This window comes from Pelomonas sp. Root1217 (assembly GCF_001425705.1).
GTDB lineage: Bacteria > Pseudomonadota > Gammaproteobacteria > Burkholderiales > Burkholderiaceae_C > Pelomonas.
In genome coordinates this window covers 193,582-209,464 of the sequence record NZ_LMDC01000012.1, presented here as the reverse complement: position 1 = coordinate 209,464, position 15,883 = coordinate 193,582, and the positions used below count along the sequence as shown (strand labels likewise).

At 67.5% G+C, this 15,883-nt stretch carries 15 protein-coding genes; 10 read left to right on the top strand and 5 right to left on the bottom strand.

Features of this window, described 5'->3' with window-relative positions; translation table 11 throughout:
* Positions 1-163: 163 nt before the first annotated feature.
* On the bottom strand, positions 164-1,426 hold the full coding sequence (locus tag ASC95_RS09885; RefSeq protein ID WP_057297568.1) for an acyl-CoA dehydrogenase family protein: 1,263 nt from the start codon (positions 1,424-1,426) through the stop codon (positions 164-166).
* Positions 1,427-1,551: 125 nt separating this feature from the next.
* The gene (locus tag ASC95_RS09880) at positions 1,552-3,540 is read right to left on the bottom strand and encodes a cation:proton antiporter (RefSeq protein ID WP_057297567.1); all 1,989 of its coding nucleotides are present in this window, start codon (positions 3,538-3,540) and stop codon (positions 1,552-1,554) included.
* Between the two features lie 183 nt (positions 3,541-3,723).
* Here ASC95_RS09880 and ASC95_RS09875 point away from each other — a divergent pair, with 183 nt between their 5' ends.
* The 6 genes from ASC95_RS09875 to ASC95_RS09850 all read left to right on the top strand — a co-directional run bounded on the left by ASC95_RS09875 (position 3,724) and on the right by ASC95_RS09850 (position 8,703).
* On the top strand, positions 3,724-4,995 hold the full coding sequence (locus tag ASC95_RS09875; protein ID WP_057297566.1) for a Glu/Leu/Phe/Val dehydrogenase: 1,272 nt from the start codon (positions 3,724-3,726) through the stop codon (positions 4,993-4,995).
* A 155-nt stretch (positions 4,996-5,150) separates the two neighbouring features.
* Entirely contained in the window at positions 5,151-6,179 is a 1,029-nt protein-coding gene (locus ASC95_RS09870; RefSeq protein WP_235537869.1) for an ABC transporter substrate-binding protein, read from the top strand.
* Entirely contained in the window at positions 6,176-6,748 is a 573-nt protein-coding gene (locus tag ASC95_RS09865; protein ID WP_057297565.1) for an SCO family protein, read from the top strand. The genes ASC95_RS09870 and ASC95_RS09865 overlap by 4 nt, the downstream gene beginning before the upstream one ends.
* Complete coding sequence (locus ASC95_RS09860; protein WP_057297564.1) at positions 6,745-7,179, top strand: hypothetical protein; 435 nt, start codon at positions 6,745-6,747, stop codon at positions 7,177-7,179. The genes ASC95_RS09865 and ASC95_RS09860 overlap by 4 nt, the downstream gene beginning before the upstream one ends.
* On the top strand, positions 7,176-7,937 hold the full coding sequence (locus tag ASC95_RS09855) for an ABC transporter permease (RefSeq protein ID WP_235537867.1): 762 nt from the start codon (positions 7,176-7,178) through the stop codon (positions 7,935-7,937). Before ASC95_RS09860 ends, ASC95_RS09855 begins: the two co-directional genes overlap by 4 nt.
* Positions 7,927-8,703, top strand: a complete 777-nt coding sequence (locus ASC95_RS09850) for an ABC transporter ATP-binding protein (protein WP_057297562.1) — start codon at positions 7,927-7,929, stop codon at positions 8,701-8,703. Before ASC95_RS09855 ends, ASC95_RS09850 begins: the two co-directional genes overlap by 11 nt.
* Positions 8,704-8,766: 63 nt before the next feature.
* Here the strand turns inward: ASC95_RS09850 and ASC95_RS09845 are convergent, their stop codons facing one another.
* Positions 8,767-9,222 carry an OsmC family protein gene (locus ASC95_RS09845; protein WP_057297561.1) on the bottom strand — a complete coding sequence of 152 codons (456 nt, stop codon included), beginning with the start codon at positions 9,220-9,222 and terminating at the stop codon, positions 8,767-8,769.
* A gap of 201 nt (positions 9,223-9,423) precedes the next feature.
* On the opposite strand from ASC95_RS09845, the gene ASC95_RS09840 reads away from it, so the two are divergent.
* Positions 9,424-9,975 (top strand): hypothetical protein, encoded by a 552-nt coding sequence (locus tag ASC95_RS09840; RefSeq protein WP_057297560.1) that lies wholly within the window; start codon positions 9,424-9,426, stop codon positions 9,973-9,975.
* A gap of 97 nt (positions 9,976-10,072) precedes the next feature.
* Here the strand turns inward: ASC95_RS09840 and ASC95_RS09835 are convergent, their stop codons facing one another.
* Positions 10,073-10,981: a YihY/virulence factor BrkB family protein gene (locus ASC95_RS09835; protein WP_057297559.1), complete on the bottom strand. Its 909-nt coding sequence runs from the start codon at positions 10,979-10,981 to the stop codon at positions 10,073-10,075.
* A gap of 86 nt (positions 10,982-11,067) precedes the next feature.
* Between ASC95_RS09835 and ASC95_RS09830 the strand changes: the two genes are divergently transcribed.
* Positions 11,068-11,694, top strand: a complete 627-nt coding sequence (locus tag ASC95_RS09830) for a DNA-3-methyladenine glycosylase (protein ID WP_057297558.1) — start codon at positions 11,068-11,070, stop codon at positions 11,692-11,694.
* Here ASC95_RS09830 and ASC95_RS09825 read toward each other — a convergent pair.
* Entirely contained in the window at positions 11,667-12,332 is a 666-nt protein-coding gene (locus tag ASC95_RS09825) for a hypothetical protein (protein ID WP_157256061.1), read from the bottom strand. The two genes, ASC95_RS09830 and ASC95_RS09825, sit on opposite strands and share 28 nt — an antisense overlap.
* A gap of 299 nt (positions 12,333-12,631) precedes the next feature.
* Between ASC95_RS09825 and ASC95_RS09820 the strand changes: the two genes are divergently transcribed.
* Both ASC95_RS09820 and ASC95_RS09815 read left to right on the top strand, forming a co-directional pair.
* Positions 12,632-13,192 (top strand): DUF2242 domain-containing protein, encoded by a 561-nt coding sequence (locus ASC95_RS09820; RefSeq protein ID WP_057297556.1) that lies wholly within the window; start codon positions 12,632-12,634, stop codon positions 13,190-13,192.
* 95 nt (positions 13,193-13,287) lie between these two features.
* Positions 13,288-15,801 (top strand): bifunctional diguanylate cyclase/phosphodiesterase, encoded by a 2,514-nt coding sequence (locus ASC95_RS09815; protein WP_057297555.1) that lies wholly within the window; start codon positions 13,288-13,290, stop codon positions 15,799-15,801.
* Positions 15,802-15,883: the final 82 nt, after the last annotated feature.

The window sequence follows — 15,883 nt, the reverse complement described above, 5'->3', positions numbered from 1 at the left end:
GCTACAAAGGTGGCCCTTGCAGCCCTTCCGGGCGCCTTCCATGCCGTCCTCCTCGCGAGGCTGAGCCCCGGACACGACAAGTCCTGATGATTTGTCGTGTCTGCAAGACCGGCTGAGCCCCCCCCGTGCGTTCAGCGCGACGGAACCAGCCGAGGGGCTTTGTTCAAGCTCCGCGCGTGATCGGCATCTGCACCGAGTCGCGCGGCAGCTTCATGTGGCTGGCCAGCTCCAGCTTGGCCAGCGAGTTGCGGTGCACCTCGTCCGGGCCGTCGGCCAGCCTCAAGGTGCGCTGGTGCGCCCACATCATGGCCAGCGGCGTGTCGTCGCTGACGCCCATGCCGCCGAAGACCTGGATGGCCCAGTCGATCACCTGCAGGGCCATGTTGGGCGCAACGATCTTGATCATCGCGATCTCGGCCTTGGCGACCTTGTTGCCCACCGTGTCCATCATGTAGGCGGCCTTGAGCGTCAGCAGGCGCGCCTGTTCGATCATGCAGCGCGACTCGGCGATGCGCTCCTGCGTGACGGTCTGCTGGGCGATGGTCTTGCCAAAAGCCGTGCGGGCGATGGCGCGTTCGCACAGCAGCTGCAGCGCACGCTCGGCGGCGCCAATGCTGCGCATGCAGTGGTGGATGCGGCCCGGGCCCAGGCGCCCCTGCGCGATCTCGAAGCCACGGCCCTCGCCGAGCAGGATGTTGGTCGCCGGCACGCGCACATTCTTCAGCTCGACTTCCATGTGGCCGTGGGGCGCGTCGTCATAGCCGAACACGGACAGCGGACGGACCACCGTGATGCCCGGCGCGTTGGCCGGCACGACGACCATGGACTGCTGCTCGTGGCGGCCGGCCTCGGCGTTGGTCTTGCCCATGACGATGTAGACGGCGCAGCGCGGGTCGCCAGCACCGGAGCTCCACCACTTGCGGCCGTTGATGACGTAGTCGTCACCATCGCGCTCAATTCGGCATTCGATGTTGGTCGCGTCGCTCGAAGCCACGGCCGGCTCCGTCATCAGGAAGGCCGAGCGGATCTCGCCGCGCAGCAGCGGCTCCAGCCATTTGTCCTTCAACCCCTCGGAGGCATAGCGCTCCAGCGTCTCCATGTTGCCGGTGTCAGGTGCCGAGCAGTTGAAGACCTCGGGCGCCCAGAACACGCGGCCCATGATTTCGCACATCGGCGCATATTCAAGGTTGGACAGCCCCTCGGGCGCGCGGGCGGACTTGGGCAGGAAGAGGTTCCACAAACCGGCGGCGCGGGCCTTGGGCTTGAGCTCTTCGATGACCTTCGTGGGCACCCAGGGATTGCCGGCGCGACGGTTGGCAGCCACCTCGTCGAGATAGCGCTTCTCGTTCGGATAGATGTGCTCGTCGAAGAAGGCAAGCAGGCGCTCACGCATCTGCGCGACCTTGGGGCTGTAGTCGAAGTTCATGGCGCGGCTTCTTTCGAGTGCGGGGTGCGCCAGTGTGGCGCAGCGACCCGCGGGCACTTGTCACTCAGGTGGCAGGGCCTGGCAACGGGGCGGCAATGGGCCCATTGCCGCCCCGTTGCCAGGCCCTAGCCCAGCAGCTTCTCTTCGGCCAGCGCCAGGGCCTCCGGCTTGCCGCTGATGACCAGGGTGTCACCACTGGCCAGCGTCGCGCCGTCAACGAGCAAGCCCTTGCCGTTGGCGCGTCGAAGTGACACCACGGCGACACCCAGGGCGTGCAGGGCCAGGTCGGCCAGCAACTTGCCGGCATGTACGCTGGCAGCGGGCAGCGTCACCGACGCCAGGCGGGCTTGGTCGAGCTCGTCGGCAGTGTCGTCGTCGGCGCCGTGGAAATAGCCGCGCAGCAGGCCGTAGCGCTTGTCGCGGGCATCGCGCGTGATGCGGATGACGCGGCGCATCGGCACGCCCACCAATGCCAGCGCATGCGAGGCCAGCATCAGCGAGCCCTCGATGGCCTCGGGCACGACCTCGGTGGCGCCGGCGGTCTTGAGCCGCTCGAGGTCGGTGTCGTCGATGGTGCGCACGACGACCGGCACCCTGGGCGCATGGGCTCGCACGAGGTCGAGGATCTTCAGTGCCGACGGCGTGTCGTGGTAGCTGACGACGACGGCGCTGGCCCGAGCCAGGCCAGCGGCCATCAGGCTCTGGACCTTGGCCGCGTCACCGAAGACGACGCTCTGGCCCGCCGCCGCGGCCTGGCGCACGCGGTCCGGGTCGAGGTCCAGGGCCATATAGGGAATGTGTTCTCCCTCCAGCAGCCGTGCCAGGTTCTGGCCCGAGCGACCGTAGCCGCAGATGATGACGTGCGCCTCGGACTGGATGGACTTCTTGGCGATCATCGTCAGCTGCACCGACTGCATCAGCCAGTCGCTGCTGGACAGCTTCATGACGATGCGGTTGCTGTACATGACGAGGATGGGCGTACCCAGCATGGACAGCACCATGCTGGCCAGCACCGGGCTGACCCACTGCTGCGCCACCAGGCCGTGCTGGGTGCCCAGCGTCAGCAGCACGAAGCCGAACTCGCCGGCCTGTGCGAGATACAGGCCCGTGCGCAGCGCGACACCCGGTGGCGACTTGAACAGGCGGGCCAGGCCGGCGATCAGCGCGAACTTGGCCAGCACCGGCGCCAGGGTGAGCAGGATGACCAGCCACCACGTGTCTACCAGCGGCCGCCAGTCCAGCTTCATGCCAATGGTGATGAAGAACAGGCCCAGCAGCACGTCGTGGAAGGGGCGGATGTCGGTCTCCACCTGGTGGCGGTACTCGGTCTCCGAGATCAGCATGCCGGCGACAAATGCGCCCAGGGCCAGGCTGAGCCCGAAATGCTCGGTCAGCCAGGCCAGGCCGAGCGTGACCAGCAGCAGGTTGAGCATGAAGAGCTCGTCGCTCTTGCGCCGCGCCACCAGCGTCAACCACCAGCGCATCGCCTTCTGGCCGCCATACAGCAGCAAGGTCAGCAGGGCCGCGGCTTTCAGCCCGGCCCAGGCCAGCGCGCTCATCATCTCGCTGCCGGTGCTGTTCAGCGCCGGAATCAGCACGAGCAGCGGCACGACGGCCAGATCCTGGAACAGCAGCACGCCCATGACCAGCTTGCCGTGCGGGCTCTCCAGCTCCAGCCGCTCGGCCATCAACTTGACGATGATGGCCGTCGAGCTCATGGCCATCGCCGAGCCCAGCACCAGGGCCCCCTGCCAACCCATCTGCCAGGCGCTGCCCAGCATCGCGAAGCCGGCGATCAGCAGCGCGTTGCCGAGCATGGCCCCGGCAATGGTCAGCGCCACTTGAGCCATGCCGATGCCGAAGACGGCCGTCTTCAGCGCGCGCAGCTTGGGCAGGTTGAATTCCAGCCCGATGGCAAACATCAGGAAGACGACGCCGAACTCGGCCAGGTACTGGATGCTGGCTGAATCATGGGCAAAGGCCAGCGCGTTCGGCCCGATCAGCACGCCGACGGCCAGATAGCCCAGCATGGGCGGCAGCTTCAGCAGGCGACAGGCGACCACGCCCATCACGGCGGCCACGAGGTAGAGCAGGGCGAGGTCGAGGGAGGTCACCGGGCGATGGTATGCGGGCGGCCGCGCGCCCACCGCCGCGACCCGCCAAGTGTGAAATCCGGCACCCGAAACCGATGCCATGCATTGCATGCATGAGCGCATACGGACTTGGCTAGACAAGCTCTGCCGAGGGACCGGAGCTTCGCGCTACCGTTCGCCCCACTCAAAGTTACGGAGCGTTTCATGCCCAACCTGTCCTTTGTTTCGCCGACGCGAAACAGTCCGTGGGGAACCTATCTGTCGCAGATCGATGCGGTCGAGCCCTATCTCGGCAGCTTGGCCCGCTGGGTCGAGACGCTGCGCCGTCCCAAGCGCGCCCTGATCGTCGACATCCCCATCGAGATGGACAACGGCAGCATCGCCCACTTCGAGGGCTACCGCGTGCAGCACAGCCTGACGCGCGGCCCGGGCAAGGGCGGCGTGCGCTACCACCCCGACGTGACGCTGGAAGAAGTGATGGCCCTATCGGCCTGGATGACGATCAAGAACGCCGCGGTGAACCTGCCCTATGGCGGCGCCAAGGGCGGCATCCGCGTCGACCCCAAGCTGCTCAGCCTCAAGGAGCTGGAAAAGATGACGCGCCGCTACACCAGCGAGATCGGCATCATCATCGGCCCGCAGCAGGACATCCCGGCACCGGACGTCAACACCAACGGCCAGATCATGGCCTGGATGATGGACACCTACTCGATGAACACCGGCGCCACGGCGACCGGCGTCGTCACCGGCAAGCCCATCGAGCTGGGTGGCTCGCTCGGCCGCGTGGCCGCCACCGGCCGCGGTGTGTTCGTCGTTGGCCGCGAAGCGATGCGCCGCCTGGGCCAGCCGCTGGAAGGCGCCCGCATCGCCGTGCAGGGCTTCGGCAACGTCGGCTCCATTGCCGCCAAGCTGTTTGCCGCCAACGGCGCGAAGGTCGTCTGCGTGCAGGACCACACCGGCACCATCCTGAACGAGAACGGCTTTGACATGCAGAGCCTGCTCGACCATGTGGCCGCGTACAAGGGCGTGGCGGGCTTCGCCGGTGCCGACAAGATCGCCGACGAGAACTTCTGGGACGTGCAGAGCGACGTGCTGATCCCGGCCGCGCTGGAAGGCCAGATCACCGCTGAGCGCGCCCAGCGCATCCGCACCCGCCTGGTGCTGGAAGGCGCCAACGGCCCGACCACGCCCGACGGCGAGGCCGTGCTGGCCGACCGCGGCATCGTTGTCGTGCCCGACGTGATCGCCAACGCCGGTGGCGTGACGGTGTCCTACTTCGAGTGGGTGCAGGACTTCTCGTCCTTCTTCTGGACCGAGGACGAGATCAATGTCCGCCTGGACAAGATCATGATCGGCGCCTTCAAGCACATCTGGGAAACCAGCGAGCTGCACAAGATCACGCTGCGCACCGCCGCCTTCACGGTGGCCTGCACCCGGGTGCTGCAGGCGCGTGAGGAGCGTGGGCTTTACCCGTAATCCAGCACCGGCCCTCCCTGCCAACCGCCGCCAGCCGCCGCAAGGCCTGGCGGCGGTGCAGTTTCAAAGTAGGTACGTAGGCACAATTCGGTCATCCCGCATGGACAGCCCCCTAGAAGTTGGCAAAGTCATGCGCCCTGGACATGACTCACGAATTGCCTGAAATCCTCCGCGCCGGCCTCGATCGCCGGCAATTGCTGCGCGGCGCGCTGGCGTCGGCGCTGCCGACGCTGAGCCCGCCCGTGGCGGCCGCCTCCGGCCCGTTGATCGTCGGTGGCCTGCCCGTCACCTGCAACTTGACGCTGCCCGTGGCCTGCTCGGCGCGCCTGGCGTCCAACAAGGCATCCGGGAGCTCCGCCTTCCAGTTCGAGTACAGCAAGTACAACGGCTGGCCCGAGATCAAGGAATCGCTGATGACCGGCCGCATCCAGGCGGCCTACATGCTGGCGCCGCTGGTCATGGACCTGGCGGACAAGAAGATCCCCGTCAAGATCGTCTCGCTGGGCCACCGCTCGGGCGCCGTCATCATGGTGCGCACCGATTCGCCCTACAAGAAGTTCAAGGACTTGAGCGGCAAGCGCATCGCCATCCCCAGCCGCTTCGCGGTGGATTTCCTGTTCCTGCGCAAGATGTTGGCCCAGGAGGGCATGACGCCCAAGGACATCCAGATCATCGAGATGCCGCCGCCCGACATGCCGGCGGCGCTGTACGCCAAGGCAGTGGACGCGTATTGCACCGGCGAACCCTTCGGTGCCTCGGCCCAGCGCGCCGGCTATGCGCGGCCGCTGCGCATGACGCGCGACGAGTGGCGCAACTACATCTGCTGCGTGCTGACGGTGCGCGAGGAACTGATCAAGGAAAGCCGGCCGCTGGTGCAGGACCTGGTGAACCACGTGCAGGGCGCTGGCAACTGGCTGGACCTGCAGGCCGCCAACCGCGAGAAGGCCATCCAGATCGCCGCCGGCCGCAAGTTCTTCAACCAGGACCCCAACATCCTGCGCTTCGTGATGGAGAACCCGACGGACCGCGTGACCTATGGCGACCTGCGCATGATCCGCGCCGAGTTCGACGACCTGATGCAGCTGTCCATCGAGGCCGGCACGCTCAAGGCCCCGGTGGCCTACGAGAAATACGTGGACGACAGCTTCGTCAAGGCGGCCAAGGCCGCGCCCATCCCGATATGAAACGCCGCGCCCTGTTATGGGCCGCGCTGCCTTTGACGGCGCAGGCTGCGCCGACGCTGAAGGCCGGCGTCTTCGAGCCCGCCCAGGCAGCGCCCGAGTTCGCGCTCAAGGGCAGCGATGGCGCCGACCTCAACCTCGCGCGCTTCAAGGGCAAGCTGGTGCTGCTGGTGTTCGGCTTCACCCACTGTCCCGAGGTCTGCCCGACGACGCTGGCCACGCTTGCACAAACGCGCAAGCAGCTCGGCGCAGACGCCGCGGATGTGCAGGTCGTCTACGTGACGGTGGATCCGGCGCGCGACGACATCCCGCGCATCCGCCAATACCTGGCCGCCTTCGACCCGACCTTCATCGGTGGCACCGAGGCACCGGACAAGCTGGCCGCGATGCGCAAGCGCTACGGCGTGGTCGCCGAGAAGATCGCTTCTGCGCAGCCCAATGCCTACGGCATGAACCACTCCACGTCGGTCTGGCTGATCGACCGCGCCGGCAAGCTGCGGGCCATGATGCCCTACGGCCATGAGGCCAAGGACTTCGTGCACGACCTCAAGCTGCTCTTGGCTTCGAAGTGAGAAAGCGCTGGCTCTGGCTCCTGCCGGTCACGCTGCCGGTAGCCCTGGTGGCCTGGGCGGCGCTGGCACCCATCGAGCTGGCCACGCGCGACGAGCTGTTCGAGATCCCGCCCGGCACCTATGCGCGCCGCATGGCCGGTGACAAGGTCGAGATCCTGCCGGAGCGCATTGACCTGACCCTCGGCCTGAACGACGTGCTGCTGCTGCGCAACCGCGACGAGGTGCCGCAGCAGTTCGGCCCCGTGCTCATCATGCCGGGGCAGAGTTTTCGCCTGCCCTTCGAGGTCGCATCGATCTATAGCTTCGCGTGCAGCGCACATGCCAGCGGCCAGATGGCCGTCGTCGTCGCGCCAACGCCAGCGCGCGGCTGGCCAGCATTGCAATGGCGCTGGCAACGCCTCATGAAGAACCACTGGAAGGAGGGGCGGTGAACCTGCGCCTGAATCGAATCCTGCCGCCGCTGGCGGTCATTGCCCTGGTCATCGCGGCCTGGTGGGGCATCGTCGTCTACACCGAGAGCCCCATCTTCCCGACACCCTGGGCCGTCGTCACCGGCACGCTGGAGCTGGCCCAGGACGGCACGCTGTGGGAGCACATCACCGCGTCGCTGATGCGCGTGGGCATCGGCTTCGGCCTGGCCATGCTCGTTGGCATCCCGCTCGGCCTGTGGATGGGCTGGGTGGACGCGGCCTACCGCACCTTCAACCCGATCTTCCAGATGCTGCGGCCGATCTCGCCGATCGCCTGGATCCCGCTGGCCATCCTGTGGTTCGGCGTCGGCGACATCTCGCCCATCTTCCTGATCTTCATCTCGTCGGTGTTCCCGCTGATCGTGCAGACGACCTCGGGCGTGCACACCATCGACCGGCGCTACCTGCGCGCGGCCACCAACTTCGGCGTGTCGCGCGCGGTGATGTTCCGCCGCGTCGTCATCCCGGCCGTGCTGCCGGAAATCATCATCGGCATGCGCATCGGCATCGGCGTGGCGTGGCTGGTCGTCGTGGCGGCCGAGATGATCGCGCTGCGCTCGGGCCTGGGCTATCTCATCATGGATTCGCGCAATGCCGGCAACCGCTATGACCTCGTCATCGCCAGCATGATCCTCATCGGCGTCATCGGCCTGATGCTGGACGGCGCGACCCGCCTGCTCGAAAAACTCAAGACTGTCCGTTGGCGCTATGTCCGATAACAAGACTCCCAAGATCGCTGTCAATGGCCTGACGAAGAGCTTCAAGTCCGCCAAGGGCGGCCAGCTGCCCGTCATCCAGGGCGTGGACTTCGACGTCGCCGAGGGCGAGTTCGTCGCCATCGTCGGCCCGTCCGGCTGCGGCAAGTCGACGTTGATGAACATCCTCGCGGGCTTCGAAAAGACCGACGGCGGCTCGCTGCTGATCGACGGCCAGCCCCATCCCGGCCCCAGCCCGCAGGGCATCGTCATCTCGCAATACGGCTCGGTCTTCCCCTGGCTGACGGTGCAGCAGAACCTGATGTTCGGCTTGACCGGCCAGGAGCATGGCGTCGATGCCGAGCGCGTCAAGCTGGCCGACCACTACGCCGCCATGGTCGGGCTCAAGGGCTTCGAGGGCGCCTATCCGCACGAGCTGTCGGGCGGCATGCTCAAGCGCGTGGAGCTGGCGCGGGCCTTCATCGTCAAGCCCGAGATCCTCTATCTGGACGAACCTTTCTCGGCGCTGGATGCGCTGATGAACCTGCGCATGCGCAACGAGCTGCTGCGCATTCTGGCCGAAGAAAAGCACACGGTGCTGCTCATCACCCACGACGTCGACGAGGCCCTCTACATGGCCGACCGCATCCTCGTGCTGTCGCCGCGGCCCACGCGCATCCAGGCCCGCTTCGAGCTGGACATGCCGCACCCGAGGCGATTGATCAGCCCGGAAATGGATGCGCTGCGCGAGGCGATCCTGAAGGAACTCGGCCTGGAAATGCCCGCTTGAGCTGAATCGCGTCGCCAACGCGGGCTGGCCAGCGCGACGGCCCGGCGCTCGGCCCGCAAAAGATCAGACGACCGCGGCCGGCTTCAGAACAGCTCCGGTGCTGTCCAGCACTCGCAGCGTCACTGGGATCGCGGGCGCCACGCTTTGCGTGACGGTGCAGAAATCCTCGAAGGTGTCGAGCACGCGCTGGATATGCGCAAGCTCCGCCGCCGGCTTACCCAAGTGCAGGTCAACCGCCAGCCCCTGCACGCGGTTGCGGCCGCGCTCGTTCCTGCCGACGGTCGCCTTGACCTCGGTGCGCAGCGGCGACGGGTCGTCCTTGTACTTTTGGCAGGCAAACCACAGCGACGCGGAGAGGCAATTGCCGATGGCCGAGGCCAGCAGCTCGACCGGGTCGGGCCCCAGCCCGGTGCCGAAAGGCGCCGGCTCGTCCGACAGCAGCACGGCAATCTCCGGTGCGTAATGGTGTTCGAACTGATAGCCCTGACGCTGGATCAGGGTGACGCTGGGGTTGTCCATCGAGAGGCCTGTTGTGGGAGGTAGTTGATAACAAAGTGTCGAACTGGAGGTCAATGTTTCGAACCGACGCCTCGACGTTCGGTCAACACAAATGCCAAAGTTGCGAACGCCTGGCATGCAGGATGCGTAGATCAGAGAGGAGGACGTAGCTTGCCAGCAACTCAAATGAGTCGTCACTGCTCCGTGACGGGACCAACGGCCATGGTTCCTACGCCATTGGCCGACGGACTTGAAGAAGGCATCAGAGACGCGGTTGCAGCAGTCAACCTCATCATCAAGCAGAACAACGCGCTTGCCTCAAACTTTGCGAAGGCAAAGGCTGAGCCTATTGCCATGGATGCGGCTTTGCAGCCCCACCTGGACGACCCAGCGCTGCGCCAAGGCTTTGTTGCTGCGGCGGCTGAGGCACGGGCTTGGCTGCGATTCTGGACAGGTGCGCCGACACAGACGCTGGACGCCTACCTGCAGAGGCAGTCAGCTCGCAAGAACGCTGAGCTTGACCTGCTGCGCCGCGATGAAAACGCCAGCTTGAGCGAGCTTCGCCGCCTGGAAGTTGAGGGGCAAACCCAGTACGTCGGCGCGGCCATCGACGCCGCGTTGCGGCAGGCCCGTCACGGGCTCGCTGACCTGTGCCCGGCGTTGCCAGGCGCAAGCGGTTTGGATCAGCTCAAGGCACTTGCAGAACCCAGCCGAGTCCGCGTCATGCCAACCGATCAGGGTCAAGAACCAGCGCCGGCCACCGAGCCCGCGTGAATCGCAGCCGCTGCCGCCTAATCATTCCTACAAATACATCTGAGACACCCGATGACTGTCCGTTCGACCTTGGAGATCTGAAGTCCCCATGATGCCTTCACGCTGGCGCCCGGCGGTCCACCTCCGGCCTGCCCCGCCATGAACCGAGGCGGCGTGCGTAGACCCAGGTGAATTCGGCGCCCACCAGGAAGATCTGCGCCGAGTAGTAGACCCACACGAACACCACGGCGACCGAGCCGGCCGCGCCAAAGCCGCTGGCCACGCCGGTCTTGCCGATGTACAGGCCGATCAGGAAGCGCCCCACGCTGAAGAGCAGCGCGGTGACCGCGGCGCCGATCCAGACGTCGCCCCAGCCGACCTTGACCCGCGGCATGACCTTGTAGATCAGCGCAAACACGGCCGTGGTCAAGACAAAACCGACGACGACGTTCAGGGCCTGGGCCAGGACTTCCCAGCCACCGAACCAGCCGCCCCACCATTTGCCCAGCGCCGCGATGGCAGCGCTGACCACCAGGGACACGACCAGCAGGAAGGCCAGGCCCAGCACCATGCCGAAGGACAGCAGCCGTGCGCGCACGAGCGCCCACCAACCGCTGGTTTTTGCCCGCGCCGGAGCCTGCCAGATGCGGTCCAGCGCGTCCTGCAGTTCGCCGAACACCGTGGTGGCGCCGATCAGCAGCACCCCGGCACCGACGACGGTGCCCAAGGCCCCCGTGCTGGGTTTGCTGGCAGCGGCCAGCAGGGTCTGGATGCCCTTGGCGGCCTCCGCCCCCATCAGACCGGCAACCTGGCCGAAGAGCTCGCCGCGAACGGCCTCCTCGCCGAACACCAACCCGGCCACCGACACGACGATGACCAGCAGCGGCGCCAGTGAGAACACCGTGTAGTAGGACAGTGCCGCGCCCATGCTGGGTGCGTAGTCGTCGATCCAGGCCGACACCGATTCTTTCGCCAATGCCCACCAGCTGGTGGCAGGCTCGGCAGTGTGAGAAGTCACGCGAGTCATGGCGACAACCATTGTTGTCAGCGGCGAAACTGCCCGGGCCGGCGCCCAGCCTCTTGCCATGTAGGTGCATGCCGACAAGGCCGCGCATGCCCCTTGCCCAGACCTGCGTGATGACACCCGACTTCGACACCGCCCCCATGGCCCTTGCCCGCCAGCTCATCGGCTGGACGCTGCTGGTCGATGGCGTCGGCGGCGTCATCGTGGAAACCGAGGCCTACGACGTCGACGACCCCGCGTCGCACGGCTTTCGCGGGCCCACCGCCCGCAACCGCAGCATGTTCGGTCCCGCGGGCCATGCCTATGTCTATCTGAGCTATGGCCTGCACTGGTGCCTGAACGTCGTCTGCCGCGGCACGGGCCAGGGTGCAGCCGTGTTGATCCGGGCCCTGCAACCGACCTATGGCATCGCGCAGATGCAGGAGCGCCGGCACACCGCGTGCTTGCGCCTGCTGGCTTCGGGCCCGGGCCGGGTGAGCGCGGCGCTTGGCATCGACGGGTCGCACGACGGCAGGCGCCTGGATGCGCCGCCGTTTGAATGGCTTGCGCCCACCGCGCCCGCAGAGGTCGCATGCGGCGTACGCATCGGCATCACGCGGGCGGCCGACCGACCCTGGCGGTTTGCGTTGGCGAACTCGCCGTTCCTGAGCAGGCCTTTGAACGCCCCCAATCCTCAAGGAGAGACGCCTCAACGCAGGTCGTCGGTCTCGAAGTAGATCTCCGTCAAACCCTTGGCCTTGAAGGCACGCTGGACCGTGGCGCCGGGGCTGGCGACGCCCTGCAGCGGCACATCGACCTCGCCGCGGACCTGAGGCGCCTTCAGGCGCACGATGTGGTCGAAGTCCGGGCGGCGGTCGATGGTCTTGAGCGCGAACCACTCGCTGCCTTTGCCGATCAGCCGATAGCGCCCGGTCGATGCCTCGCGTTGAGCGGGGCTCAGCCGCCGAAACAACATCACCTCATCGACGACGACGCGCTGCTCGGCCGGCTGTGGCTTGCCGCCACGCTCGAAGTGGCCCGCGAAGAAACGCGCCTTGAATTCGCGCAGCGGCATGGCGTGGCCCGGCGTGAAGCGCAGCAGGTCGAAGGCCTCGGGGTCGAAGGTCCACAAGCTCGGCTGGCGGGCCAGCGTCTCGCGCAGCGACTTGTCGGCCGCCGCATCGGCGAGGTGAAAGCGCAGCAGCACCTGGCTGTCATGCGGTGTGTGGAACATCGGCAGGTGCGAGGCATACAGGCCCTCACGGCCGCCGAACACGGCCATGCCATGACCGCCGAACGCGGACTCGGCGGTCTCTTCAGCGCCGCAGGCCAGAGCTGGCAGCAGTGCGACAAATGCAAAGGTACGGCGCTTCATGGGGAGCATCTTCGCCGTCAACGGCCGCATGTGAAGCAAAACCAGATCGACGGTCAATGCCGTCCGGATGGGCATGGGCGAGCTTCGCGTTGTGAGCCTGCGCTTACATTGCCGTCTGCCTGCGCCGACCATGGCAACCTTGCCGCTTCGCGTTCCGGTGGGCCGGCTGATGGGCACGCTGAATGCCGCACCTTCCCCTGAATGTCCCTGTCATCGGATCCCGGTCCGGCGGCGTTGCGCGCGGGGCCTGGCGCCCGCCCGGTAACAAAGCGCCCTTTCGCGGACGGAATAATCGCCCCATGCATCGCCTCTGCTCCCTGACCCTGTCTGCCGTCCTGCTCCTCACGCTGCTGGCGGGCTGCGGTGGCCTGCCATCGAGGTCGGACAAGTCCCAGAAGTCGGTCTACCAGGGTGAGAGCTTCGCCGCCGAGGAGACCTTCTCGCGGCTGTTCGATGCCAATGTCGACGACACCTGTGAGGCCGCCCGGCGCGCCCTGCTCAGCCAGGGCTATGTGATCAGCAAGGCGGAAAGTGGCGTCGTGCGCGGTGCCAAGCACTTCCAGCCTGCGGGCGATGTGCATGTGGAGATCGGCTTCAACGTTGTCTGCGTGGGCGATGGCCCCAAGCAGCAGATTGCGACGGCCTATGTCAGCGCCCAGCAGGACCGCTACGCGCTGAAGAAAAGCAACCAGGCCGCCAGCCTCGGCGTCAGCGCACTGGGCTCGATCTCGGTGCCGCTGTCATCGAGCGATGACTCCCTCGTCAAGGTGGCCTCCGAGACCATTCCCGCGGGCGAGTTCTACGACCGCTTCTTCACGCTGATGCAGCGCATGCTGCGCGAGAACACGGCCCAGCGCTGAGCCTGCCCCGTGAAGCTTGCGCCGCGCTGATTTGCGGCGGATTGGGCATTGCGTCACACCCACGCCGGCCGGGGCCCGCCTAGGATGGCCCGGCCATGGCCGAGCCACTGCCCCCTTTTGCACTGCCTGCCGGGCGGCCGCTGGCGGGATTCAAGCGGCTGATCCACGCCGCCTGGGAGGTGCCGGGCGATCCGGAAGAGGCGGCAAGGCTGCGGGGCGACCAGTGGCGCGCCGTCGTCGACCAGTTGCCGGCCTCGGTCGTGGCCACGGCCATCGCCATCGCGCTGCTGCTGGTGGCGCTGAAAGGGCGCATCGACCTGCTGCCCATCGCGCCCACGCTGATGGCGCTGGTGGCGCTCAACGGCTTCAACTTCGCGCTGTGGCGGCATGAGCGCCACCACCGCCCGCCCGACGCGCCGCCGCGCGGCATCCGTGCCGGCCTGCTGCTGGCGCTGGACCTTTTTGCCGGCGGCGTGCTGGACGCGGTGCTGCTGCTGCAAGTCGCCCAGCAGGCCGAGCCCGGTCTGCAGGCGCCGCTGGTGGCTACCGCGGCCGGCGCCATTGCCGCGGCGGCTTGGATGTTCGCGCTGCTGCCTGCCGTGGCCATCGGCTGGGTGCTGGGCGCCTGCGGCACGCTGGCCATCGGCATCGCGCTGCTGCCCCTGCCCTGGATGAACGGCCTGCTGCCGCTGCTGCCGCTGTACGCCATCGCGCTGTGCATGGCAGCGTTGCTGAACGCCCGCCTCTTCCTGCGGGGCCGCCACGCCCAGCACGAGGCCGCCCGTGACCGCCTGACCGTGTCGCTGCTGCTGCGCGACTTCGAACATCACGCCAGCGACTGGCTGTGGGAACTGGGCCGCGACGGCCGGCTGCGCCATGTCTCGCAGCGCATGGCCGAAAGCCTGCGTCAGCAGGCACAGGAGCTGATCGGCCAGCCGCTGCTGGCCGTGCTGGCCCGACACCTGCCGGCCAATGACACCGACGCGCAGCAGCGCCTAGACCGGCTGGGCGACGCGCTGCTGGCGACCGAACCGCTGGGCGATCATGCGCTGCATCTGCGGGTTGGCGGCCAGGATGTCTGGTGGACGCTCAGCGGGCGGCGCCTGGAAGGCGACGGCGGCTGGCGCGGCGTGGGCAGTGACATCAGCGAGGTGCGCGAGCGCGAACGCGAGCTGTTGCGCCTGACCGACCAGGACACCGTCACCGGCCTAGCCAACCGCCACCAGTTCCACCGCCGCCTGGCCCTGTATCTCGGCGGCGGCGGGCCCATCTCGCCGTGCACCGTGCTGCTGCTGGACCTGGACTGCTTCAAGCAGGTCAACGACAGCCTGGGCCACGCTGCCGGCGACCACCTGCTTGCCGCCGTGGGTGAACGGCTGCGCGACAGCCTGGCAGCGCGGCGCGGCAACGGCGACCTGGTCGCGCGGCTGGGCGCTGACGAATTCGCCGTGCTGCTGCGCGGCGAGCTCAGCCCCGAAGCCATGCAGCGCCTGGGTAAGCAATTGCGCTCGGCCCTGCGCGTGCCGGTTGCCATCGACGGCAACGAAATCGACGTGCGCGTCAGCATCGGCGCGGCCTGCGCACCGCGCCATGCGCAGGCGGTAGACCCGCTGCTGCGCGCTGCCGACCTGGCCCTGTTCGCCGCCAAGGCCGCCGGGCGCGACCGCCTCGTGCTCTACGAGCCGGCCCTGCAGCAGGCCGCCCAGGACCGCCTGGCGCTGCTGGCTGACCTGCGCCTGGCACTGGACGCGGGTCAGCTGGAGATGCACTACCAGCCGCAGATCGAGCTGGCCACGGGCAAGCTGCGCGGCTTCGAGGCGCTGATGCGCTGGCGCCACCCCGTGCGCGGCCTGGTGCCGCCGGCCGTCTTCATCCCGTTGGCCGAAGACAGCGGCCTGATCATCGCCATCGGCGCCTGGGCCCTGCTCATCGCCTGCCGGGACGCTGCGCGCTGGCCGGGCGAGCTGCGCGTGGCCGTCAACGTGTCGGCCCTGCAGTTCGAACGCAGCCCCATCGAGCAGCATGTGCTCGAGGCTCTGGAGCGCAGCCGCCTGCCCGCCGACCGCCTGGAGATCGAACTGACCGAATCGGCCCTGCTGAAGGACAGCCAACACGCCATCGACCTGTTGACGCGGCTGCGCGCGCTGGGTGTGCGCACTGCGCTGGACGACTTCGGCACCGGCTTCTCGTCGCTGGCCTATCTGCGCCGCCTGCCGCTGGACCAGCTCAAGATCGACCGCGCCTTCATCGCCGATCTCGACCACCCGCGGGCCGGCCCGACGGCACGCGCCATCGTCGCGGCCATCCACGACCTTGCCGAGGCCCTGGGCCTGCACACGGTGGCCGAGGGCATCGAGACCGCCGAGCAGCACCAGGTGCTGACCGAGCTGGGCTGTAGTCTGGGCCAGGGCTTTTTGTTCGCCCAAGCCCTGCCGCGCGACGCCACCCAGGCCTTCGTCGAGCTGGCCCACCGCCAGGGCCTGGGCGCCGCACGCGAGGCCCACCTCGACTCCGTCAATCCGCCGCTGACGGCCTGGCCGTCGACACGGCTGCAGTTGCGCAGCCTGCTGCAGTTGCCTGATACGCGCTTCAGCAGCGGCGACCTCTGAGGAGCGGCCGAGTCGTCAAGCGAAGGAGAAGGCCCCCCGGATCTGCGGGGTCTGCCGCCCGTTTGCAGGACAAGCCCGGTTG